This is a genomic window from Psychrobacter communis (genome assembly GCF_014836505.1).
Classification (GTDB): domain Bacteria; phylum Pseudomonadota; class Gammaproteobacteria; order Pseudomonadales; family Moraxellaceae; genus Psychrobacter; species Psychrobacter faecalis.
The window spans coordinates 33,926-57,088 of the sequence record NZ_JACSQR010000016.1 but is presented as its reverse complement, the minus strand read 5'-3'; the positions used below and the strand labels follow the sequence as shown (position 1 = coordinate 57,088).

Genomic DNA, 23,163 nt, shown 5'->3' with positions numbered 1-23,163 from the left:
CAATGAAGCAGAAAGAAAACGTCAAACCTATCTAATAGTCAATATTGGCTAGGTTTGAGTAAGATTTTTGGAACGGTTTGCACTCGTCGTATTATTGCTAGCAATGTGCTGAGACGTTGCCGCCACCGTTTTAGACATTCTACCTTTCCTATATTAATCAATCGCAATCATAAACAAAACTGTGAATAAAAGTATGCTAGGATAAGTTTTTGGATGCAATGGATTTGCCATTCAATTAACAAATCATCATATTTGCTTTTTAGCGTTGGCAATCAATATTTATCGTCATCTATGTATTCGAGCCAATCTATCAACGTTATATTTAGTGTCATGTCTATTTTATGTTATATCTAAGGTCACATTATGCAGGTGAAGTTTTGTGGTTTTACCCAGCCTAGTGATATTAAAATGGCTGCTCAGTTGGGTGTCGATGCCGTCGGCTTGGTGTTTTATCCACCAAGTCCGCGCGCTGTTACTATTGAGCAGGCGCAATTGCTAAGTGCTTCTTTGCCCGCTTTTATCAGTGTCGTGGCCTTGGTGGTCAATATGCCGCGAGCAGAACTTATTGAACTGGCAAACCATGTCCCTTTTGATATCATTCAATTTCACGGTGATGAAACGCCCGAACAGTGTCAGCAGCTGGCAAGCGCGGTCAATAAACGCTGGATAAAAGCCTTACGTATTAATACCGAGCAGCACACCACTGCTGGCGTAAGCGCTCAAATTGATGAGTTTGCTGTTGCTGGCGCGAACAGTATTTTGCTCGATGCTTACCATCCTCATAAGTATGGCGGCACAGGTGCACGTTTTGACTGGAGTTTGCTACCGCAAGACAGCTCGCTGCCTATTATTTTAGCGGGCGGGCTTGATGCCGACAATGTCGCTGCTACTTTAGAGCTGCCGATTTATGCCGTCGATGTCAGTGGCGGTATTGAGTCGGGCAAAGGTAAAAAAGACGCTGCCAAAATGCGTGCCTTTATGAAAGCAGTTAAACGCGACCGATGGCAAAACGAGACGCCGAGCGAACCTTCGAATAACAGTAATTAGCTTTTTAACGGTGGATTTATATTTATTAAATAGCTCATTACCTAAAACCCTTCCCTTTATTTATTCTAAAAAATACCACTTATTATAGTAGGAATTATCATGAGTCATGTCGCAAACAAAGATGTATCTGCTACTGCTAAAGCTATCAATACCTTTACCAATCCAGAAAACGTACAAGACTTTAACCAATATCCTGATGCGCGCGGACATTTCGGTGTGCATGGCGGTCGTTTTGTGTCTGAAACCCTGATGGCAGCGCTTGAAGAGCTTGAAACCTTATATACCAAAGTAAAAGCCGATCCGGCGTTTTGGGAAGAGTATCATAACGATTTGGTCAATTATGTCGGTCGTCCAACCCCGCTTTATCATGCCAAGCGCTTGAGTAATGAGATTGGTGGCGCGCAGATTTATTTTAAACGCGAAGACTTAAATCATACGGGCGCGCATAAGGTAAATAACACCATCGGGCAGGCGCTACTTGCCAAAATGTGCGGTAAAAAGCGTATCATCGCCGAAACTGGGGCGGGACAACATGGCGTTGCGACGGCAACGATTGCTGCGCGCCTAGGGTTAGAGTGTATCGTTTATATGGGTGCCGATGATGTCGAGCGCCAAAAGATGAACGTCTATCGTATGCGTTTGCTTGGTGCGACAGTGGTGCCAGTGACTTCAGGTTCGCGGACGCTGAAAGACGCCATGAACGAGGCCATGCGCGACTGGGTGACCAACGTTGATACGACTTATTATATCATTGGCACGGTTGCAGGGCCGCACCCTTATCCGCTACTGGTACGTGATTTCCAAGCGATTATCGGTAAAGAAGCGCGTATTCAACATTTAGAAAAAACGGGAAAATTACCTGATGCTTTGGTTGCCTGTGTCGGTGGTGGCTCAAATGCGATTGGTCTGTTTTTTGATTTTTTAAACGATACTGAGGTCAAAATGTATGGCGTCGAAGCGACAGGTGACGGCATAGAAACGGGTCGACATTCAGCGCCATTGGCCGCTGGCCGTATCGGTGTGCTGCATGGCAATCGTACTTACCTGATGGCAGATGATGAAGGCCAAATCCAAGAGACGCATTCTATCTCAGCGGGTCTTGATTATCCGGGCGTTGGCCCTGAGCACAGCTTCTTAAAAGACATGAAGCGTGTTGAATATGTTGGCTGTACCGATAAAGAATCGCTAGAGGGCTTTCATGAAGTGACACGTAAAGAAGGGATTATCCCTGCGCTTGAATCCGCTCATGCGGTCGCCTACGCGCTGAAGCTGGCTAAAACCATGACGCCTGCGCAAAGTATTATCGTCAATATGTCAGGTCGCGGTGATAAAGATTTGCATTCAGTAATGAAGGCAGAAGGGATTGAGTTGTAGCCACGTATTGTACTGCACCCTATAAATCCACTTTTATAAAATAAATTGATTGGCTCTTTTTAATATATATAGAGCCAATATAGCCAGTTTGAATTAATTGTAGAGAATCACTATGACCCGAATTGAAAGTACGTTTGAAACTTTAAAAGCCCAAAATAAAAAAGCCCTGATTCCTTATGTCATGGCAGGCGATCCAACCCCTGCTAACTTTGTTGGCTTACTACATGACTTGGTTAAGCATGGCGCAGATATGATTGAAGTAGGCTTGCCGTTTTCTGATCCAATGGCGGATGGCCCAACTGTTGCATCAGCTGGTGAGCGCGCGTTAGCAGCCGGTACCAGTACGCGTGATGCGCTAAACATGGTGGCAGAATTCCGCAAGCAAGATACGCAAACACCCATCATTTTAATGGGCTATCTGAATCCCGTGGAAATCATCGGTTATGACAATTTTGTCGCTTTATGCGAGCAATCAGGCGTCGATGGGATTTTAATGGTTGATTTACCACCAGCAGAGGCGGGCAGCTTTACGCAGCATTTGACTGAGCATGCGATGAATGAGATTTTTTTATTATCGCCGACCACTTTGCCTGAGCGCCGCGAGCAAGTTCTGACCCATTGCGGTGGTTATATTTACTATGTGTCGTTAAAAGGCGTGACCGGTTCGGCGACGCTCGATACCGATGATGTGGCAACCCAAGTACAAGCGATTAAAGCCGAGACCGATTTGCCAGTATGTGTGGGCTTTGGTATTCGTGATGCGGCCTCTGCCAAAGCGATCGGTCAGCACGCCGATGGTATTATCGTCGGTAGTGCGCTGGTGCAAAACTTTGCTGATATCGATGCTAAAGATGCGACTGCGGTCGCAGCTGCTCAGCAAAAAATTATGGCAAAAATGGACGAGTTACGCGGCGCACTTGATAGTTTAACCGCCTAATATTATATCGAGTTTATTGGTATCTAAATTTGAAAGGCTTAGAAGGTCAGCGCAATTTTTATAACAATGTTTATAAAGACACAGGCAAATGACTTTGCTAAAGTTAGTTTACGTGTGTAAACTAACATCACATATAAATTGTTACAGTTGCGCATAAGCGTGCTTTATAACTGCTGATGTTTAAGGCTATGTGACTTTTAAATTGATTCTTATAAACGGACTTCTTAGGGACAAGAGACTAAGCCAATTAAACCGACTTGGCCAACTTGTCGATAAGCCTTTGATAATGGCGAACATTATGACTGATACGATAACAAAACCTGATATGACCACTGCAAATAATACTGAAACAAGCACGACTGAAAAAAATGGCAGTTCCGCTGGGCAATCATGGTTTGAGCGCCCGATACCGGGTATTAAACAGCAACTGACTGCACCTTTGACGGCTGTCGAAACTGAACCGTCAACCAAGTGTAGCAGCTGTCATTCGATGATTACCAATACGGCGCTGATTTTTAATTGCTATGTCTGCCCGCATTGTGACCATCATTTACCGATGAGTGCTCGTGAGCGCTTAAACTGGCTGCTCGATCAAGTAGAGGGTGAGCTAGGACAGCAGTTCACTGCCAAAGATCCATTGAGCTTTGTGGATAGTAAGCCGTATCCGCAGCGCATGACCGAAGCACAGGACAAGACCGGTGAGTCTGAAGCGCTGATTGTGATGTACGGTAAATTGCGCAATCTTGATATCGTGACGTGTGCCTTTGACTTCCGTTTTATGGGTGGCTCTATGGGCTCGGTGGTCGGCGACCGTTTTGTAGAAGCCGCTGAAAAAGCCCTTAAAGATAAAGTACCCTTAGTCTGCTTTGCGGCCTCTGGCGGCGCGCGTATGCAAGAGGGTCTGCTATCCTTGATGCAAATGGCTCGTACGGCAGCGGCGATTGAGCGTTTGCGCTTAGCTGGTGTGCCATATATCGTAGTATTGACCAATCCTGTCTATGGCGGGGTGACGGCATCGCTTGCTATGCTTGGCGATATTCATTTGGCAGAACCAAAAGCCATGATTGGCTTTGCAGGTAAGCGCGTGATTGAACAAACGGTGCGCGAGACGCTAGAAGAGCCGTTCCAGCGTGCCGAGTTCTTGTTAGAGCATGGCGTGGTTGATGAAGTGGTACATCGTCATCAGCTTATTGATACCATTTACCGTCTGCTGGCAAAACTATGCCGCGTGCCTAATGTTGATGCTTAGCAGCTTAGCAAACAGGTAATTGAGCTCGTTATTAATTAATAGCATTTATCGTCAATCACGATAAATGCTATTTTTGCTTTTTGGCTAGGTAGTTATATACTGTCTCTATTTCTTATTTAACCATTTTCTCATTCTCTATTTTCCCGAAAAATTCCATATAGGTTCCGCCCATGTCTGACTCTATCGTTTCTAATTCTAATATTCCTACTGAGCACTCGAATTTGACCGAATGGCTTGATTATATGCAGCAGATTCATGTCTCGGCGATAGATATGGGCTTGTCGCGCGTATTGCCGGTTGCTGAGGCGTTAGGCGTGGTACAGTCAGCCAAAGACGATGCTTATGTATTTACCGTAGCGGGCACCAATGGCAAAGGCTCAACGACCGCGGTCGTCGCGCAAATGTGCCAAGCGGCAGGGTATAAAACCGCGCTGTATCAATCACCGCATCTAAGTGTATTTAACGAGCGTGTGCGTATCAATGGCGAGATGGTCAGCGATGAGACCTTGATTGATGCCTTTAGCAAAGTAGAGGCGGCAAGGTTACAGTGCGCTTTAACCTTATCATTTTTTGAGATGACAACATTGGCAGCATTATTAATCTTTGCTGAAGCAGATTGTGATGTCTGGGTAATAGAAGTGGGACTCGGCGGTCGCTTAGATGTGGTCAATATTATTGACCCTGATATGGCAGTGATTACCAATATCGCTATCGATCATGTCGATTGGCTAGGCGATAATGTCGAAGATATCGGCCGTGAAAAAGCAGGTATTTTACGCGATGGCATTACCTTAATTTATGGCGATAAGGCGATGCCAGCGAGTGTACAGCAAGCGATTGATACGCATCAGGCAACTTGTTATCAAGCTGGGCAAGACTTTGATTATCGTGAAGTAGATACCGACGTTTGGCAATACAGTAATGCCGCTGTCACTATGCAACTACCACGCCCCGCACTGTCATTGACTAACTCAGCCAATGCCTTATCAGCGGTGCTGGCAAGCCCATTGAATATTAATAAAAATGCTATCGAACAGGCATTGCGAACGGTCAAGCTTGCCGGTCGCTTTGACTATCGTGAGACCCATAATCGCCATTGGCTGTTTGATGTGGCGCATAACGAGCAAGGCGTTGAGTTTTTGTTGGCGCAATTATTACCGCTTTGGCAGCAGCATTTGGCTAAACAAAATAGTTACGAAAACTTAAGTAGCAGGCCTGCCAACATTAAAATACTGTTTTCTATGTTGGGCGATAAGGATATCAATAAAGTCGTGCAGCGTTTGACTGAAGCGGGCTTGCCGATTAGCGATTGGTTTATCGCTGAGATTGATTATCCACGTGCAGCCAGCACTGAGAAGCTACAAGGCATCTTAACGAGTTATGTTGATAGTGCGCAAATACATGAGTTTAGACGCTTATCAGAAGCCACCGCTGCCGTTATAAAGGGTAGTCAAGCGCAAGACTTAATCGTGGTATGTGGCTCGTTCCATACAATTGGCGAGGCGCTAGCGGCGCTTGCTGCTGATAATTTAAATTAAAATCATAATGATTTAATGTTAGTCTTGGGAGAAGCATGATAGCAGACAGTATAAAAAATATGCTTTATAATCAAACTGCTTTAACATACTGCAATACAATGTTATGTACAAATTAAAATGGATATGTACAGCTTGACTTAGCATTTAAAAATGGCTGGACGTAGCTGGCGGCGATATTAAGTTTCAAAATTGTTTATTAAAGCTATATAAACATAGCTTGGGACGATAGTTGCGCCGCTCAATCAACCTTATTACCAACTAAGAGACGTAAACGGATGAACTTTTCGAGGCAAGCCTTATTGGGCATTGGGATGATTATCGGCGGTAGCGTGATGCTGTACGCCATGGTGCAACAAATTGGCGATAGCAATAAAACAAAACCTGCTTCAGCGATGATAGAAAAACAAAGCCCGGCGCAAGAATCTCCACAACCCTTGACGACTGATATCGAGACTGAAAAGCGCATCTTGGCACAAAAGCAAAAAGAGCGCGCCGCCCGCGTAGCAGAGCAAGAAAGACGTGCACAGCAATTTTTAAGTGAGCAAGAGGCGGCTGAAGCGCAAGCATTGGCCAAAGCGCGCGCCGAAAGTCAGCAATATTTGGCAAGCACCGCACCTGCTAAAGATAAAGAAGCCGAGGAGAGTAAAGACGCTGAACAAGACACGGCGACCGCGACCAAATCTAGTACAGATAGCGATAATACTGCCACGGCAACTGAGAGTGATAATAGCGCCCGTGAGCAGCAAAAAGTGGCTCAAGCGCAACAAGAAGCCAAGCTGAAAGAACAAGCAGCAGCTAAAAAGCTAGCAGAGAGTAAAAAGGAAGCGGAAGCAAAAAAGCAGGCAGAGGCTAAAAAACAGGCTGAAGCTGAGAAAAAACAAAAAGCTGCAGAAATCGCTAAAAATGAGGTGCCAAAATCGCCTACGGATTATCAGGTCAAAAAGGGTGATGGGCTGATTAAACTGGCACGGCAACACAATATGCCCGTAGAAGTCTTGGCACAAGCGAATAACCTTTCACCGTCGACCTCGCTACAACTGGGTCAGAATATCACCATCCCATCGCGTCAGCAGGTTGATCGCTTAGCACGTGAAGCAGCAGCGGCTGAAAAAGCGCGTGAAGAAAAGCGTCAAAAAGAAGAAGCGTTAGCCAAGAAATCGGCCGATGCCAAGCGTGAAGCGCAGCAGAAACTGAACGAAGCGCGTAAAGAAGTGAAAGAAACCGATGCTAAAGGCAGTTTTGGTGTACAAGTGGCACTGGCGAATGACCAAGCCAAAGCGGATGAGTTGGCAAAAAAATTCCAATCAGCAGGCTATCAAGTCAAAACCAGTCCTACCAGTCGTGGTGTGCGCGTCATCGTCGGTCCTGAACGCGGTAAAGTGGCCGCTTTGGCGCTAAAAGATAAGATTAATAGCGACCCGAAAGTTAATACGACAAGTGCTTGGGTTTTATACTGGCGCTAAAATAAATTTAAATTGCTGCAATCTGATAGCCATTAGCGCTAAATAAACCGCACAATTTTAACTACGCCCGTTTTCACTTTTATCATTCTCACTAAATTTTTTAACACGACATCTATTGTCGTGTTTTTCGTTTTATCGTTTGCCGATTGGGGCCAGCTTGGTTACGATGTGCGCCGCTATTTTCTGTTTCTTCCTGTTCTTTTCTTTTCTGTACTGTATAACCTGTCAGCCTATAAAGGCTGCCCTGCCGCGGTTAGCTATGTTTCGTCATTTTATTTAATGACATCCTCTACGTAGCTGACGGCTTTCATTATGTATAAGGTAAAACCATGTCATTTGGCGTTATATTTTTAATATTGGCAGTTGGATTTGTCGGGCTGATCACCCTGCCAAAACTGTTTTCTGATAAGCAGGCCACTGAGCCTGAGCCACCACCTGTGCGCGGTGATGATCTGGCTATTTGGCCATTTGCGCCCATGCCTATTATGACTGATACGGAAGTTATCTTCTTTAAAAAGTTAAAAAATGCCTTGCCCGAATATCATATCTTTGTCCAAGTTCAGCTGTCTCGTATCATTGAAGCAAACAGTGACGAAACCTCGGAGCGTAGCTTTTGGTTCAATCGCATTTGTCGCCAAAGCGTCGACTATGTCATCGTGGATATCGATGCGCAGACTACCTTGCTGGCCATCGAGCTTGATGATTGGACGCATAATAGTAAAGCGCGGCAAAAGGCGGATGATAAAAAGGATAAAGCGCTTGCCAGTGCCGGTATTGCTATCGTGCGCTTTCATGCCGAACGCATGCCGAGTGCCGATATGCTCAGATATGAACTGATGCAGGTGATTGAGAGTTATTGAGGTTATAATAAAAACTTAACCTTTATCTTTTGCTTAGCCAAGCTTTTTAGGATAAATCACAATCGGCCTGTCACCTTCAAAATATAATCCTATTCTTAAAACACCGTTTTCAGAATAGATAAGTGGTAACAGCCGATTGTCATAAAAGTCGCGCTTGCTAAACCATTCAATATAATGAGCGGCGCGTAATGCAGTTACATCAATCGTTGCAAGCGTGGCATTATCAGCTTTATCGCACCATTCGTGCATCGGAAAGCTTGGCGCTAGCCACGCAGGGTAATTAAAATTATGAGTGCCAACTGGCAAAAAGAAACGTCCTTTAATGACGCCATAACGCTTATCAATCTTCACTTGGCCATGACTTTTAGTCTCGACCCACACCGTACGAAACTGTTTGGTTTGCATGTGGGTCATTTTGCGCTGTAAATTGTCGTTAGAATTGATACCGACCCAATTTATCGGCGCAAACGGCGCTGAACCCATAAAAAACTTAATCGCCAGCTCCCAATGCTCAACCAGATTGTCTTCATGATTATACAAAATCAAATCCAGCTCGCCTGTTGTCTGCTTGCCATTGTATAACTGCACGTTATTGGCAAGCGTCTCGTACCGATGTAATTTGCGTGCAAAGCCATCTTCTAGCCAAAACGATAACAATCCTTCAAAGTGAAAACCCAAGCGATTGGGGCTAGGACGTTTTAATAAATAGCGGGTTAATGCCTGATAGTCATTGGTGGTATCCAACTCTTTTAAACGCGGCTTATAAGCTTCAAACTGCTGTTGCCAAAAGTCTGCGCTATGTATTGCAACTTTGTGGGTAGTTTGATGCGGTGCGAAATCCAACCACGTCGTCAAGACGTTAGGGCAGGCGAGTACATACGCCAAATCACGCACAAAAGGTCGCCGATAAGCTTCCCAAGGTGCATAGCTATCAAGGCGCGGCGTAAGCTCAGACATAGGACAAACCAGAGTAAATATAAAGTATTTACCCTAGCGACTTGCTTACTAAAAGTCTATAGCGAATCGTAATATGTTAAGATTGTAGTCATCTGGCAGAATATATGATTGCCAACCCTTTAATAATACAGAGGATTAAGTTATGAAGTACCTTTTGTAAATCGACTTTCCTTATAGCGGTCCTTTTGGTAGTGCGTTTTTTGATGCCATGAAAGAGTTGGCTGAAGATATCGCAACCGTAAACGGTCTGGTCTATAAGCTATGGACAGAAAATGAAGCAACGCAAGAAGCGGGCGGGATTTATGTGTTTGATAATTTGGACGATGCCAACAGATATTTAGAAAAGCATAGCCAAAGACTGACTTCATTTGGTTTTAAAGATATCAAATCCAAAATCTTTGTTATCAATGAAGCGCTAAGTGCGATTACTAAAGCGTCTTTGTAATACTTTATGAAGAATAATGAGCATAAAAAAAGCCAACCATTGATATCAATGGTTGGCTTTTTTGTTTAACTACTATGTTTGGTCGGAACGGCAGGATTTGAACCTGCGACCACTACACCCCCAGTGTAGTGCGCTACCAGACTGCGCTACGCCCCGAATGACTGACTATTTTACGCAAAATTATGCATATTGCAAGGGCTATTTATTTTAGTCAAAATCTACAATGGCATTTTACTTATCACAGTCAGTTGCATACATAGTTATTCAACCTTAACCTAGTAATTCTTTTAGGATTTGGTTGACTTGTTGCGGGTTGGCACTGCCGCGGCTGGCTTTCATCACTTGCCCAACCAAACCGTTAAAGGCTTTTTCTTTACCGCCGCGATACTCGTCGACCATCGCTTGGTTTTTGGCAATAACGTCTTCAACGATGGCTTTAATTGCGCCCGTATCGGTTTCTTGCTTAAGCCCTTTTTCTTCGATGATTTTATCAGCAGCGTCATCAGCATCGCCGCCTTCGCGCTCATAAAGCGCACTAAAGACTTTTTTAGCTAATTTGCCCGATAAAGTGTCATCTTTGATACGTGCCAGCATGCCAGCCAATTGTTTGGCGCTGATGGGCGAGTCGGCAATGTCTTTATCATCTTTATTAAGAGCACCGAGTAGATCGCCCATGACCCAGTTAGCTGCCATTTTGGCGTCTTGTTGCCCGACCTCAGCGACGACATTTTCAAAATAATCGGCGAGCGTACGGCTACCGGTCAAGATGCGAGCGTCGTATTCTGATAGTCCAAGCGCTTCTTCAAAGCGTGCACGGCGAGCAACAGGCAATTCGGGCATCGCAGCCTTGATGGCATCGACCGTATGCTGCTCGATACGCACTGGCAATAAGTCAGGGTCAGGAAAATAGCGATAGTCGTTGGCGTCTTCTTTGGTACGCATGGTGCGGGTTTCATCACGCTCAGGATCGTATAGCATCGTCGCTTGGATAACTTTACCGCCGTCCTCGATGATGTCGATTTGACGCTCGATTTCACGATTGATGGCGCGTTCGATAAAGCGGAATGAGTTGAGGTTTTTCAACTCCGTACGTGTTCCCAAATCTGCGCCCGGTTTACGCACAGAGACGTTACAGTCGCAGCGGAATGAGCCTTCTGCCATAATCGCATCTGAGATACCAAGCCATGTGACCAGCTGGTGAATGGCTTTGATGTAAGCAATCGCTTCGGCAGCTGAGCGCATATCAGGCTCAGAGACGATTTCGATAAGTGGCGTACCTGCGCGGTTAAGGTCAACGCCCGTCATACCATCGACGGCATCGTGCACGGATTTACCCGCATCTTCTTCTAGGTGCGCGCGGGTGATACCCATACGTTTCGGATATTCGTTTTTTTCGCCTTCATTGACCACCACATCGATGTAACCTTTGCCAACGATGGGGTTGGCCATTTGGGTGATTTGATAGCCTTTAGGCAAATCTGGATAGAAGTAGTTTTTACGGTCAAAGGTGTTAAATAATCCCAACTCAGCATTGACGCCAATACCAAATTTTAAGGCGCGATCGACGACGCCCGTATTCAATACAGGCAATACGCCAGGCAGGCCTAAATCAACGATACTGGCTTGGGTATTTGGCTCATGACCAAAGTCAGTCGGCGCGCTGGAAAATATCTTACTTTCAGTATTAAGTTGGCAATGAATCTCAATCCCGATGACTACTTCATAGCCATCGACGAACAGCTCTTTGCGGACGATATCTTGCTGAGCGGCATTATCAGTAGTAGTTGCTGTGTTCATTATACCGTCTCCTTCGCGATGGTAGAGTGTTGTAAATGGTGGTCGGTATGCTGCTGGAATAGATGGGCGGTAGAGAGCAGTTTGCTTTCTTGCCAATATTGACCAATCAATTGCAAACCAATAGGCAAACCGTTTGTGGTTAACCCAACCGGCTGACTAAGCGCAGGTAAACCCGCTAAGTTAACACCAATGGTATATACGTCCCCCAAATACATGGTTGCAGGATCAAGGTCTTCAGCAAGTTTATAAGCTGCGGTCGGCGCGGTTGGACTGGCGATGACATCACAATTGTTAAAAGCGTCTTCAAAGTCTTGTACGATGAGTCGGCGTACTTTTTGAGCCTTAGTGTAATAGGCGTCAAAGTAACCCGCGGATAGCGCATAAGTACCGGTCAAAATACGACGTTGTACTTCAGGGCCAAAGCCTTCTGAGCGTGAGCGCGTATATAAATCGAGCAGGTCGGTTGGGTTGTCACAGCGATAGCCAAAACGCACACCATCAAAACGTGATAGGTTCGATGATGCTTCAGCAGGGGCGAGCATATAATAAGTCGCAAGGGTAATTTCAGGGTCAGTGATGTTGACCTCTACAATCGTCGCACCAAGCGCTTCGTATTGTTTTAGCGCTGCACGTACCGCTTGCTCAACCTCAGCATCTAAGCCTTTGGTAAAGTACTCTTTTGCCACGCCAATACGTAAGCCTTCTAATGGCTTGGCGTTGTCGCCAGCAGTTGTGACGGCATCATTTAAGTCTTGCACGTAATCTGGCATATCATGCTTGATAGAAGTGGCATCGCGTGGGTCGTGACCAATCATCGGTTGTAGCAGATACGCACAGTCCATAGCACTGCGGCCCATGCTACCCGCTTGGTCAAGGCTTGACGCATAAGCAATCATACCAAAGCGCGAGATACGACCATAAGTTGGTTTGATACCGGTTAAACCACAAAATGAAGCAGGCTGACGGATAGAACCACCAGTATCGCTGGCAGTAGCAACCGGAACAAACCCTGCGGCAACGGCAGCGGCACTACCACCTGATGAGCCACCTGGGACGCGCTCAAGATTCCAAGGATTGTGTACCGCGCCATAATGCGAGCTCTCATTATCCGAGCCCATCGCAAACTCATCCATATTGAGCTTACCAAGGCTAATCATGCCGGCTTTATTGATATTGGTGACGACAGTGGCATCATAAGGTGACACAAAGTTATGCAGCATTTTTGAGCCACAAGTCGTTAAGACACCTTGGGTACAAAAGATATCTTTATGCGCCATCGGCACACCAAGCAGGGGACGCTTGTCACCTTGGGCACGCATCTCATCAGCGGCTTGTGCTTGCGCGCGCGCGGTTTCGGAGGTGTGGGTGATAAAGCTGTTGATCTTACTGTCGAGCGCGTCGATACGCTTGATATAGTGCTCAGTTAATTCTGCACTGCTAAATTGCTTGTCTTGCAAGCCCGTAATCAGCTGCTGGGTACTTAAAAGGTGAAGTTCAGACATAAGGTGTCGTCCGTCAAAATGTGAATAACATTAAATAAAGTGAAATACGGTAAAAATTATTGGGGCAATTATTCAATCACTTGTGGCACAAGGTATAAACCTGCTTCTACGGTAGGCGCGACCGATTGATTGCGCTCGCGATTGATATCGTGTTTGGCGACATCGGCGCGCAAATCTTGGCAAACTTCATGAATGTTTGATAAAGGTTTGATACCAGTGGTGTCGACACTACCAAGCGTTTGCATCAATTTTAATACGTCGCTGATATCGTCGGCGTAGCTGCTGGCGGTGTCTTCATCAACACCGAGGCGTGCAAGGCGGGCAACTTCTAAGATTTCTTTGCGGCTGACATTGCTTTCAGCGGCGAGGGTTTGCTGTGACATAGTTTCTCCAGTGAAGGATAGTTTTTATTAGAGTAGGGATAAAAATAGGTAATGACTAATAACTGAATAAAGTAATAATGTTTAAAATACACGCAAATAAACAATCTACCTGAGTATTTTATAAAGAGTGCCTTTATTATAAAGCATCTCACCGAAGATTACAGAGCAGGGCATCGATTGCTGCTGTATCTTTACTAACTTTGTTCAAATAAAGAGCATTACAAAATTGACCCAATAGTTATGGATTGATTGTCAATTGCTCAGCATTGCGTTCAGAAATACGTTACAGTATGCAGCCACTGCTCAGCGAAACGTTAAGTAAATGCCTTTAAATGCTTTAGCAAGACCCGCCGCAGCAATAATACTTGGTGATCGCGCCTTGTTAGTGTTTGAATTAAATGATGTTTCATTAAATGCCATGCTCTGCTCTGTCATTTCAAACTTTGTAACATCTTTTCGCGTTTAACGGCAAAATCCTAGCGTACTGATGCAAATTTCTGTGTTTTTTTTGAGCTAAATCGGTATAATTTAGCTCAGTTTTTTCATTTCATCATTATTGCTTCGGTTTGACTTGCTGCGATGATAAACTCGCGCCATCGGTCACGTCTTACGACGACCTGCTCAACACTGACGAGTAACCCTCAGTCAATTTCGTTCGCCTCATTCGCCTCATTTGTAATACGCTGGATATATTAGCCATGAACCCGTTTGGATTTTTATCAAATAATATCGCAATCGACCTCGGTACTGCGAACACCCTTATCTTTATTCCTGGTAAAGGGGTGGTGCTCGACGAGCCTACAGTGGTCGCGCTACGTAGTAATCGTACCCAAAACCCTACCGTCGCCGCCGTTGGTATTGATGCCAAACAGATGCTAGGTCGTACGCCTGCCAACATCACGGCTATTCGCCCATTAAAAGATGGCGTGATTGCAGACTTTGAAGTGACACAAAAAATGCTCAAGCATTTTATCACTAAAGTAAAAGCCAAGCGTTTTATGGCGCAGCCCAACGTGGTGGTTTGTGTGCCTTGCAAATCGACGTTGGTTGAGCGTAAAGCGATTCGTGAAGCGGTATCGTCGGCTGGCGCGAGCAAAGTCTTGTTGTTAGAAGAGCCAATGGCTGCCGCTATCGGTGCGGGCATGCCCGTGCATGAAGCCAGTGGTTCAATGGTCGTTGATATCGGCGGCGGCACGACTGAGATTGCTGTTATCGCACTGTCAGGCTGCGTCTACGCCGAGTCGATTCGTATCGGCGGCGATATGTTTGATGAAGCGATTATTACTCATGTGCGCCGTACGCATGGCTGCGTGATTGGTGAAACCACCGCTGAGCGTATCAAGCAAGAGGTGGGTTCGGCATTAAATGAAGACAGCCAATTAGAAGTTGAAGTTCGCGGTCGCAGCATGGCAGAAGGCGTACCAAAGACCTTTACGGTCAATTCAGAAGAAGTACAAAAGGCTCTCAGCGACCCATTAAGTGGCATTGTGAGCGCGGTAAAAGCAGCACTTGAACAGACGCCACCTGAGCTGTCATCAGACATCGCTGAGCGCGGTATTGTCTTAACCGGCGGCGGTGCATTGCTGCGTGATTTAGACAAGCTTATCTCTAAAGAAACCGGTCTGCCTGTGACGGTCGCTGAAGAGCCATTAACTTGTGTCAGCCGTGGCGGCGGTATTGCGCTTGATTTTATCAACAACAAAAGCCTAAATATGATTTTTGTTTAAGTTGTGAATATTAAAGCGCTATAAAAATTGTTTGATCCTATTTGTTTTTTCTTATTAAAGGTAGCCAATAAGGTTGCCTTTAATGACATTTAGCCATACCAAAATGCGATAGCAGTACGATATCAGCTAAACGTCGCTAATAATATATCGACATTATTTTAAACTGACGCTATAGGCTGATATTTGTTGCTCTTATGGCGCGTCGCAGCTATTGCTCACCTTAAAACCTCTAAATTAGACCAATTATGATTCCAAGTATTTTTGCTCGTCAGCCGCTCGCGCTTCGTAAGACTGCTATCGTATTGATAGTGGCGCTGGTATTGATGTGGTTTGATAGCAAAAATCCAGAATGGTTTAAGCCGATACGCTCGACCACCCATGCCGCCATGCAGCCTATTTATGAGCTGTCGTTATTACCAAGTTATGCAAAACACTGGTCGAGCGGCAGCTTGCAGTCGAAAGAAGCGCTACGCCGTGAAAACATGCAGCTAAAAACGCAACTTATCCATGCCCAAGCTAAGCTGCAGCAGCAGGATTATGTCTTGGCACAGAACGCGCGTTTGCAAGGTATCTTATCGACCACGCGCCCTGAGCAATTTGATTTAAACCTAGCGCAAGTGATTGGAACGGATACCAATCTGCTCAGGCAAATTGTGGTACTTAATAAAGGCGAGCAAGATGGCGTGCAAGTTGGTCAAACGGTCATCGATGAAGTGGGCATTTTAGGTCAGATTATTAATGTCTATCCTAATACCAGTCGCTTATTGCTGATTACCGATGAGCAGCAATCGGTTGCTGTGACCGTCAAACGTACCGGACAGCGGGCTATTGTCACGGGCGAGGGCATACCGACCTCATTACGCCTTAACTACGTCTTTAAAACCTCAGATGTGCGCGTCGGCGATGAGCTGGTGTCTTCAGGCTTGGGCGGACGTATTCCGGCGGGCTATCGCGTTGGTCGTATCGCCCATGTCGAAGACACGCAAGAAGATAACTTTAGAAGTATTGAAGTCACGCCAGCGGCAAACTTTATCGACAATGCCTATGTATTGGTGCTGCAAGATAAACTGGTTAATAGAAGAAATGCCGGTATTAAAGAAAACTAAGGGCTTGTCAGCTTACTCATAAGTCCACATTGCGCGTCATTATTTATAGCATAGACATTTGCACAGATATTTACATAGACGTCTGGATAGACAGATAAGATAAATAGTATTCAAAATTATTTGGTCAACTAGCGCTGCTACTCTTTTCAATATTAAATGAACGATTAAATAGCTGCTAAACTCTCGCTAAAGGTAAGTATTCATGGCATACGCGGATTTTGATGATGCAACTGGCGTACTCCCGGCCTTGATTATACTGAGTTTTATTATTGCCTCATCGCTGAGCGTCTATCCTTTAAGCCCAAGTATGGCCGCCCTGCGCCCAATGGTCATGGTCATGGTGCTGATTTTTTGGTTACTGTTTCAGCCGCGCTATGTCGGGATTTTCAGCGCCTTTGCTATTGGTATTATCGCCGATTTATTAATGGATACCCACTTAGGTCAGCAAGCGTTCGCCGCCGTTATGGTAGCGATGGTCATCAAAATCACCAGTATCTATATCAGACAGCTTAATACCATTAGCGCTTGGCTTATTGCAAGCTTAGGATTGGTTGTTTTCCAAGTCAGCTTATGGATATTGCAACTCTTTATCCAAAATACCTTTGTTGCGCAATCTGCCTTATCCTTATTTATGAGTATCATCAGCTGGCCATTGGTGTTATTGACATTACGGAGATTTGCCCGCTAGTTTTTTACATTTATTTGTTTCATAAAGCTGAAAAACCATAAATTTATAAAATAAGAGTTAACACAATGAATCTCATTTTAGCGTCTGGCTCGCCGCGGCGTCATGAGCTGCTAACCAGAGCGCAACTCGACTTTACGGTCATGAGCGTCGATATTGATGAGACGCCGCATGTGAATGAATCTCCTAAAGATTACATTGAACGTATGGTTGCTAGCAAAGCAGAAGCGGCGCTAGAGCAATTGAATAAAAAGCTAAATAAAAAGTTAAACGACAGGCAAACTGATTTATCTGCATCTCTAATTATTTTAACCGCTGATACCATTGGCGTCTTAGCCGATGGCAAAACGGTATTGGTCAAGCCTGACAGCCGTGAAGACGCTTATCGCATGTGGCAACAGATGTCTGATGTCACCCACCAAGTATGGACAGCAGTGCAAGCAACTCAAGTATTGTTATCTGTTAAGCCTTCAAGCTCTCCAAACTCCGGCAGAGCATTTCAAATCGTGAATCAACAACAAATCACTGAGCGCACCGATGTCACCTTTATTCCTTTAACCGAAGAGATGATGGAAAACTATTGGGACAGCGGCGAGCCTGCTGATAAAGCTGGTGGCTACGGTATTCAGGGTTTGGGCGCCGCCTGGGTAAGCCGCATTAATGGCAGCTATACCAATGTGGTTGGTTTACCGCTGGCACAAACTGTGGCGTTGATTAAAAATATCACGGCTATCAGCGCCAACGATAAAGCCTAAGCACTGAAGAAATAAACTGGGCAAATAAATAGGTTAGAGTAGAGCGTATTTGATGTAGGATAATTAAATGGTTGGTCTTACATGAGATGGCAAATGGCTATCACTCAATTATCTGCACATAATGACACGCTAGGATAATGGGCAAACCCAAGGTGCATTTGGTACACTGTGAGGCTACCAAACGATGAACGCTTCACAAGAAAGCTGAGTGCTAAGAGAAAATATTATGTCCGAAGAGCTGCTGATTAATATTAGTCCCATGGAATCGCGCGTCGCCGTGTTAGATAACGGGGTGTTGGGCGAGATTTATATCGAGCGTCATCATAAACTGGGCTTGGTCGGCAATATTTATTTGGGCACGGTAGTACGCGTGCTTCCGGGTATGCAGGCAGCTTTTGTCGACATCGGCCAGTCACGCACAGCGTTTTTACATGTCAATGACATGCAGCGCGAACCGCGTCCTGTTAGCGAGAGCAAAAATAAGACCTCAGAAAACACCAATAACCAACGTCCTGTTATCGAAGCTACCGCTGATGATTTGGCGGTCACGCCGCCTGTGATCAGTGCGCACAGCACCGAGGTTGTAGCCGTTACAAAATCTCTTATCCAGCATCGACTGCACGAAGGCCAACGTATCTTAGTACAAGTGACCAAAGACCAGCTTGGTAGCAAGGGCGCGCGTTTAACTACCAATATATCGCTACCATCACGTTACTTGGTCTATCTGCCATCGAGTGACCATATCGGTATCTCGCAGCGTATTGATGGCGAAGAAGAACGTACTCGTCTCAAAACTGAACTGGCGAGCCTGATGCAAACGGTCAATCTACAAGGTGGGCTGATTGCGCGCACCGCTGCTGAGCGCGTGCCAGTCGATAAACTCGAAGAAGATATCTACTATCTATTGCAGCTCTGGCGCACCATTTGTGCCCGTCGCCAAGAAACAAAACCAAATCAAAGCTCTGAGCTTATTTATCAAGAATTATCACTGCCGCTACGCTCCATTCGTGACTTGGTGCATGCCGATACCGAAAAAGTGGTGATTGATAACGCGCAAATCTATGAGCAAGTCCGTTATTTTGCTAAAGAGTTTGTGCCTTTCGTCTACGACCGTATTGTGCATTATACCGCCGAGCCTTCCTTGTTTGATGTCCACCGTGTCGAGGATGATTTGCGTGATGCCCTAAAACGTCGTGTCGATTTAAAGTCTGGCGGTTATCTGATTATCGATCAAACCGAAGCCATGACCACCATCGATGTCAATACTGGCTCTTTTGTCGGTGGGCGCTCGTTAGAAGATACCGTTTATAAAACCAATTTAGAGGCCACCCACGCTATTGCACGGCAATTACGCCTAAGAAACCTTGGCGGCATTATTATCTTAGATTTTATTGATATGCTTGAGCAGCAGCATAAAGATGATATTTTAGAGAGCCTGCAAGCGCAGCTAGCGCAAGACTACGCCAAAACCAAAATTACCCAAGTCAGTGAGCTTGGGCTGGTTGAAATGACGCGTAAACGTACCCGTGAGTCGCTTGGACAGCAGCTATGTGAACCTTGCTCAACCTGTCAGGGTCGCGGCTTTGTTAAAACGGCCGAAACCGTTTGCTTTGAGATATTTCGCGAGATTATGCGCTGTGCGCGAACTTATAACTCGCCCAAGAAATTCACTGTGGTTGCCCATGCTGCCGTCATTGACTTACTATTGACCACCGAATCAGACACCGTCGCAGATTTAGAGTATCTATTAGGTAGAGTGATTACCTTTGAGGTCGAAAATCTCTATACCCAAGAGCAATATGACATCGTTTTAGATTAATGATAGAGTAAATTTATACCATTATAAAGTATCTTAATTGAGGTTTTGATAAGAAAATTATTGATAAAAGCGCTTGTTTATAAAGGGGGATATCTCAAAACACCGCCGATATTACTCTTGCAATGAGCGAAATACTATGTATAATACACACCACTGAATTATATATGCGCAGCCAATTAAACAGCTGGCGCTATGACAGCTAGAGCATCGTTTCTAGCACTATTTCATTATGCCTTTGCTGACATCCTATAATGGAAGGGTCGGCGGGGCTTTAAACTATTTTGCTTTTGGCACGCTATAAGTTCCGGTAACGAACTCATTCTGGTTAAGAACAGAAGGCCGCTTAAAGTGAATATTTAACCAAACGGCTTTTGCTCATATCTTTGCAAAGCAAGAATGACAAAAGCACATATTAGGAGCTTGCTGGCATGGCTAACCAGAGAATCCGTATCCGTCTTAAGTCTTTTGATCATCGTCTGATTGATCAATCTGCACAAGAGATCGTTGATACTGCAAAGCGCACCGGTGCGCAAGTTTGTGGTCCTGTACCGTTGCCGACTCGCATTGAGCGCTTCAACGTTCTAACCTCACCACACGTTAATAAAGACGCTCGTGACCAGTACGAAATCCGTACTCACAAGCGTATGGTTGATATCGTTCAGCCTACCGACAAAACTGTGGATGCGCTAATGAAGTTAGACTTAGCGGCGGGTGTTGACGTTCAAATTGCTTTGGGTTAATGCAAAACACACCCAACCCATTAATATAAGATATAAAGAGGTCTAAAATGGCGATCGGTTTAGTCGGTAAAAAATGCGGCATGACCCGTATCTTCACTGAAGCAGGCGAATCTATTCCTGTTACAGTGGTTGAGGTCCATGCTAACCGCATTACTCAAGTAAAAAATACTGATGTAGATGGCTATCAAGCCATTCAAGTTACCACAGGTACTCGTCGTGACAGCCGCGTAACTGCTGCACAGAAAGGTCACTTCGCTAAAGCTGGCGTTGCAGCTGGCCGTGGTGTATGGGAATTTCGTGCCAATGACAGCGATCTTGAAGGTCGTGAAATTGGTGGTGAGATCCTAGCTGACTTGTTCGAACAAGGTCAGATTGTAGATGTCACAGGACAGAGTAAAGGTAAAGGCTTTCAAGGCGGCGTAAAGCGTCACAACTTTAGCATGCAAGATGCCACTCATGGTAACTCAGTGTCTCACCGTGTCCTTGGTTCAACTGGTCAAAACCAGTCACCAGGTAAAGTCTTCAAAGGCAAAAAAATGCCAGGTCAAATGGGTAACAAACGCGTTACCGTTCAGGGCCTAGAAGTGATATCGGTTGATGTTGAAAAAGGGTTACTTGTCATCAAGGGTGCTATCCCAGGTGCCACCGGTGGCGATGTCATCGTACGTCCGTCAGTCAAAGCCTAAGCAAGGGGATTAACGTGGATTTAAAAACAGTTACAGGGGCGGCAGTTGAGCTTTCTGATACGGCTTTCGGTCGTGAATTCAACGAAGCATTAGTGCATCAGGTCGTCACCGCATATCTTGCTGGTGCTCGTCAAGGTACACGCGCTCAGAAAACCCGTGCCGAAGTTTCTGGTGGTGGCATCAAGCCATGGCGCCAAAAAGGTACTGGTCGCGCTCGTGCAGGTTCTATTCGTAGCCCAATCTGGCGTTCAGGTGGTCGTGCATTCGCAGCCAAACCACAAGATTGGTCACAGAAAGTTAACCGCAAAATGTATCGCGGTGCGATGCAGTGCATCCTAGCCGAATTGATTCGCCAAGAGCGTTTGATTTTGGTTGAAGAGCTAAGCGTTTCTGGTCCTAAGACCAAAGAGCTGATTGCAAAGTTAAATGATTTGGGCGCACCTCGTGCACTCATCGTCACCAAAGAAGTTGACGAAAATCTATACTTAGCTGCGCGCAACATCCCACACGTCAATGTACTTGGTACAAACGAAGTGGATCCAGTGAGCTTGATTGCTTTTGATAAAGTAATCATGTCAGTTGAAGCTGCGAAACAATTTGAGGAAGCACTAGCATGAATAACGCAAGACTTTATCAGGTCTTAAGAGGGCCTGTATTCTCAGAAAAATCTCAAATGCTTGGCGACTCACTTGGTGTACAGGTATTTAAAGTTGACTCTAATGCTACTAAGCTTGAAGTCAAAAAAGCGGTTGAGATGATGTTCGAAGGCGTTGAAGTTTTAAAAGTAAACACTTTGAATGTTAAAGGTAAGACAAAGCGTTTTGGTAAAAATATCGGCCGTCGTAATGACTATAAAAAAGCCTACGTTACCTTAAAAGCTGGTCAAGATGTACAAATGGCTGATGCTGGTGAAGAAGTCGCAAACACGACTGCTTCTACTAGTGAAACAGCGAACAACGAATAAGGATTACACTCATGCCTATCGTAAAAGCAAAGCCAACATCACCAGGCCGTCGTTTTGTTGAAAAAGTGGTGCATCCACACCTTTACAAAGGTCGTCCTTTTGCAGCGCTTCTCGAATCAAAAAGTAAGTCAGGTGGTCGTAACAATAATGGTCGCATCACGACTCGTCACGTTGGTGGTGGTCATAAGCAGCATTATCGTATTATCGATTTTAAACGTACTAAAGACAATATCCCAGCTGTGGTTGAGCGTATCGAATACGATCCTAACCGTACTGCACACATTGCTTTACTTAAGTACGCTGACGGCGAACGTCGCTATATCATTGCTGCTAAAAAACAAGCAGTTGGCGATACCGTCATGTCAGGAGAGAACTCTCCAATCCGTCCAGGTAACTGCTTACCACTGAAAAACATCCCATTGGGTACTGTGATACACAATATCGAACTTAAAATCGGTAAAGGTGCACAGCTAGCTCGTTCTGCGGGTGCCAGCGTTCAGCTACTAGGTCGTGACGGTATTTATGCTATTCTACGTCTACGCTCAGGTGAAACTCGCCGCGTACACGTGAATTGCCGTGCTGTTATTGGTGAAGTTTCTAACACTGAAAATAACTTGAAATCACTTGGTAAAGCCGGTGCTTCACGTTGGCGCGGTGTTCGTCCTTCTGTTCGTGGTGTCGCTATGAACCCGGTTGATCACCCACACGGTGGTGGTGAAGGTCGTAACAAAGGTCGCCATCCAACCAGCCCTTGGGGTCAGAAGTCTAAAGGACTTAAAACGCGTCATAATAAGCGTACTGACAGTATGATCATCCGCCGCCGCGCCAAGAAGAAATAAAGGAAGAATTTCATGCCTCGTTCATTGAAAAAAGGTCCATTCATAGACGCGCACTTATTTGCTAAAGTTGAGAATGCATTAGACACCAACTCACGCAAACCAATTAAAACTTGGTCGCGCCGCTCGATGATTTTGCCACAAATGGTTGGCCTAACCTTATCTGTTCACAACGGCCGTACTCACGTACCGGTTATCGTAAGCGAGCAGATGGTTGGTCATAAACTAGGTGAATTTGCCCCGACTCGTACATATCGTGGTCATGGCATTGACAAGAAAGCTAAGAGATAAGG

General features: G+C 45.3%; 23 protein-coding genes and 1 tRNA gene. 19 read left to right on the top strand and 5 right to left on the bottom strand.

Annotation, left to right across the window (positions count from 1 at the left end):
* The first annotated feature begins 363 nt into the window (after positions 1-363).
* The 7 genes from H9653_RS07365 (at position 364) to H9653_RS07335 (ending at position 8,468) form a co-directional block, all read left to right on the top strand.
* A complete protein-coding gene (locus tag H9653_RS07365; RefSeq protein WP_190295464.1) occupies positions 364-1,047 on the top strand; it encodes a phosphoribosylanthranilate isomerase in 684 nt (227 codons plus the stop codon).
* Between the two features lie 99 nt (positions 1,048-1,146).
* Positions 1,147-2,421, top strand: a complete 1,275-nt coding sequence (gene trpB, locus H9653_RS07360; protein ID WP_225211652.1) for a tryptophan synthase subunit beta — start codon at positions 1,147-1,149, stop codon at positions 2,419-2,421.
* A 112-nt stretch (positions 2,422-2,533) separates the two neighbouring features.
* Positions 2,534-3,358 (top strand): tryptophan synthase subunit alpha, encoded by an 825-nt coding sequence (trpA, locus tag H9653_RS07355; RefSeq protein ID WP_191691557.1) that lies wholly within the window; start codon positions 2,534-2,536, stop codon positions 3,356-3,358.
* A 286-nt stretch (positions 3,359-3,644) separates the two neighbouring features.
* Positions 3,645-4,607, top strand: a complete 963-nt coding sequence (accD, locus tag H9653_RS07350) for an acetyl-CoA carboxylase, carboxyltransferase subunit beta (RefSeq protein ID WP_191691555.1) — start codon at positions 3,645-3,647, stop codon at positions 4,605-4,607.
* A 170-nt stretch (positions 4,608-4,777) separates the two neighbouring features.
* Positions 4,778-6,145 carry a bifunctional tetrahydrofolate synthase/dihydrofolate synthase gene (folC, locus tag H9653_RS07345; RefSeq protein ID WP_191691553.1) on the top strand — a complete coding sequence of 456 codons (1,368 nt, stop codon included), beginning with the start codon at positions 4,778-4,780 and terminating at the stop codon, positions 6,143-6,145.
* A gap of 275 nt (positions 6,146-6,420) precedes the next feature.
* Complete coding sequence (locus tag H9653_RS07340; RefSeq protein ID WP_191691551.1) at positions 6,421-7,608, top strand: SPOR domain-containing protein; 1,188 nt, start codon at positions 6,421-6,423, stop codon at positions 7,606-7,608.
* Between the two features lie 329 nt (positions 7,609-7,937).
* Positions 7,938-8,468 (top strand): DUF2726 domain-containing protein, encoded by a 531-nt coding sequence (locus H9653_RS07335; RefSeq protein ID WP_191691549.1) that lies wholly within the window; start codon positions 7,938-7,940, stop codon positions 8,466-8,468.
* 33 nt (positions 8,469-8,501) lie between these two features.
* Here H9653_RS07335 and H9653_RS07330 read toward each other — a convergent pair whose 3' ends face one another.
* Positions 8,502-9,425: a DUF1853 family protein gene (locus tag H9653_RS07330; protein WP_191691547.1), complete on the bottom strand. Its 924-nt coding sequence runs from the start codon at positions 9,423-9,425 to the stop codon at positions 8,502-8,504.
* Positions 9,426-9,585: 160 nt separating this feature from the next.
* On the opposite strand from H9653_RS07330, the gene H9653_RS07325 reads away from it, so the two are divergent.
* Positions 9,586-9,870: a monooxygenase gene (locus H9653_RS07325; RefSeq protein ID WP_318242159.1), complete on the top strand. Its 285-nt coding sequence runs from the start codon at positions 9,586-9,588 to the stop codon at positions 9,868-9,870.
* A gap of 79 nt (positions 9,871-9,949) precedes the next feature.
* Here the strand turns inward: H9653_RS07325 and H9653_RS07320 are convergent.
* The 4 genes from H9653_RS07320 to gatC form a co-directional block, all read right to left on the bottom strand.
* A tRNA-Pro gene (locus H9653_RS07320) sits at positions 9,950-10,026 on the bottom strand.
* Positions 10,027-10,140: 114 nt separating this feature from the next.
* Positions 10,141-11,667 carry an Asp-tRNA(Asn)/Glu-tRNA(Gln) amidotransferase subunit GatB gene (gatB, locus tag H9653_RS07315; protein ID WP_191691545.1) on the bottom strand — a complete coding sequence of 509 codons (1,527 nt, stop codon included), beginning with the start codon at positions 11,665-11,667 and terminating at the stop codon, positions 10,141-10,143.
* Positions 11,667-13,169: an Asp-tRNA(Asn)/Glu-tRNA(Gln) amidotransferase subunit GatA gene (gene gatA, locus H9653_RS07310; protein WP_144297883.1), complete on the bottom strand. Its 1,503-nt coding sequence runs from the start codon at positions 13,167-13,169 to the stop codon at positions 11,667-11,669. Before gatA ends, gatB begins: the two co-directional genes overlap by 1 nt.
* 68 nt (positions 13,170-13,237) lie before the next feature.
* Positions 13,238-13,552: an Asp-tRNA(Asn)/Glu-tRNA(Gln) amidotransferase subunit GatC gene (gatC, locus tag H9653_RS07305; protein ID WP_191691543.1), complete on the bottom strand. Its 315-nt coding sequence runs from the start codon at positions 13,550-13,552 to the stop codon at positions 13,238-13,240.
* Between the two features lie 689 nt (positions 13,553-14,241).
* Between gatC and H9653_RS07300 the strand changes: the two genes are divergently transcribed.
* From H9653_RS07300 to rpsS, 11 genes are all read left to right on the top strand, one after another.
* Complete coding sequence (locus H9653_RS07300) at positions 14,242-15,279, top strand: rod shape-determining protein (RefSeq protein WP_414706782.1); 1,038 nt, start codon at positions 14,242-14,244, stop codon at positions 15,277-15,279.
* 245 nt (positions 15,280-15,524) lie between these two features.
* Positions 15,525-16,385, top strand: a complete 861-nt coding sequence (gene mreC, locus H9653_RS07295; RefSeq protein WP_102077546.1) for a rod shape-determining protein MreC — start codon at positions 15,525-15,527, stop codon at positions 16,383-16,385.
* A 202-nt stretch (positions 16,386-16,587) separates the two neighbouring features.
* Entirely contained in the window at positions 16,588-17,073 is a 486-nt protein-coding gene (gene mreD / locus H9653_RS07290) for a rod shape-determining protein MreD (protein ID WP_191691540.1), read from the top strand.
* 65 nt (positions 17,074-17,138) lie between these two features.
* Positions 17,139-17,825, top strand: a complete 687-nt coding sequence (locus H9653_RS07285) for a Maf family protein (protein ID WP_191691538.1) — start codon at positions 17,139-17,141, stop codon at positions 17,823-17,825.
* A 226-nt stretch (positions 17,826-18,051) separates the two neighbouring features.
* Positions 18,052-19,644, top strand: coding sequence for an Rne/Rng family ribonuclease (locus tag H9653_RS07280; protein ID WP_191691536.1), 1,593 nt, complete (start codon positions 18,052-18,054; stop codon positions 19,642-19,644).
* A 428-nt stretch (positions 19,645-20,072) separates the two neighbouring features.
* On the top strand, positions 20,073-20,384 hold the full coding sequence (gene rpsJ / locus H9653_RS07275; RefSeq protein ID WP_010196670.1) for a 30S ribosomal protein S10: 312 nt from the start codon (positions 20,073-20,075) through the stop codon (positions 20,382-20,384).
* A 47-nt stretch (positions 20,385-20,431) separates the two neighbouring features.
* Positions 20,432-21,070 (top strand): 50S ribosomal protein L3, encoded by a 639-nt coding sequence (gene rplC / locus H9653_RS07270; protein WP_068408481.1) that lies wholly within the window; start codon positions 20,432-20,434, stop codon positions 21,068-21,070.
* 14 nt (positions 21,071-21,084) lie between these two features.
* Positions 21,085-21,687 carry a 50S ribosomal protein L4 gene (rplD, locus tag H9653_RS07265; protein WP_068408479.1) on the top strand — a complete coding sequence of 201 codons (603 nt, stop codon included), beginning with the start codon at positions 21,085-21,087 and terminating at the stop codon, positions 21,685-21,687.
* Positions 21,684-22,034 carry a 50S ribosomal protein L23 gene (gene rplW, locus H9653_RS07260; RefSeq protein WP_068408477.1) on the top strand — a complete coding sequence of 117 codons (351 nt, stop codon included), beginning with the start codon at positions 21,684-21,686 and terminating at the stop codon, positions 22,032-22,034. The genes rplD and rplW overlap by 4 nt, the downstream gene beginning before the upstream one ends.
* 11 nt (positions 22,035-22,045) lie before the next feature.
* Positions 22,046-22,873 (top strand): 50S ribosomal protein L2, encoded by an 828-nt coding sequence (gene rplB, locus H9653_RS07255; protein ID WP_068408475.1) that lies wholly within the window; start codon positions 22,046-22,048, stop codon positions 22,871-22,873.
* Positions 22,874-22,885: 12 nt separating this feature from the next.
* On the top strand, positions 22,886-23,161 hold the full coding sequence (gene rpsS / locus H9653_RS07250) for a 30S ribosomal protein S19 (RefSeq protein ID WP_010196682.1): 276 nt from the start codon (positions 22,886-22,888) through the stop codon (positions 23,159-23,161).
* The last annotated feature ends 2 nt before the right edge of the window (positions 23,162-23,163 follow it).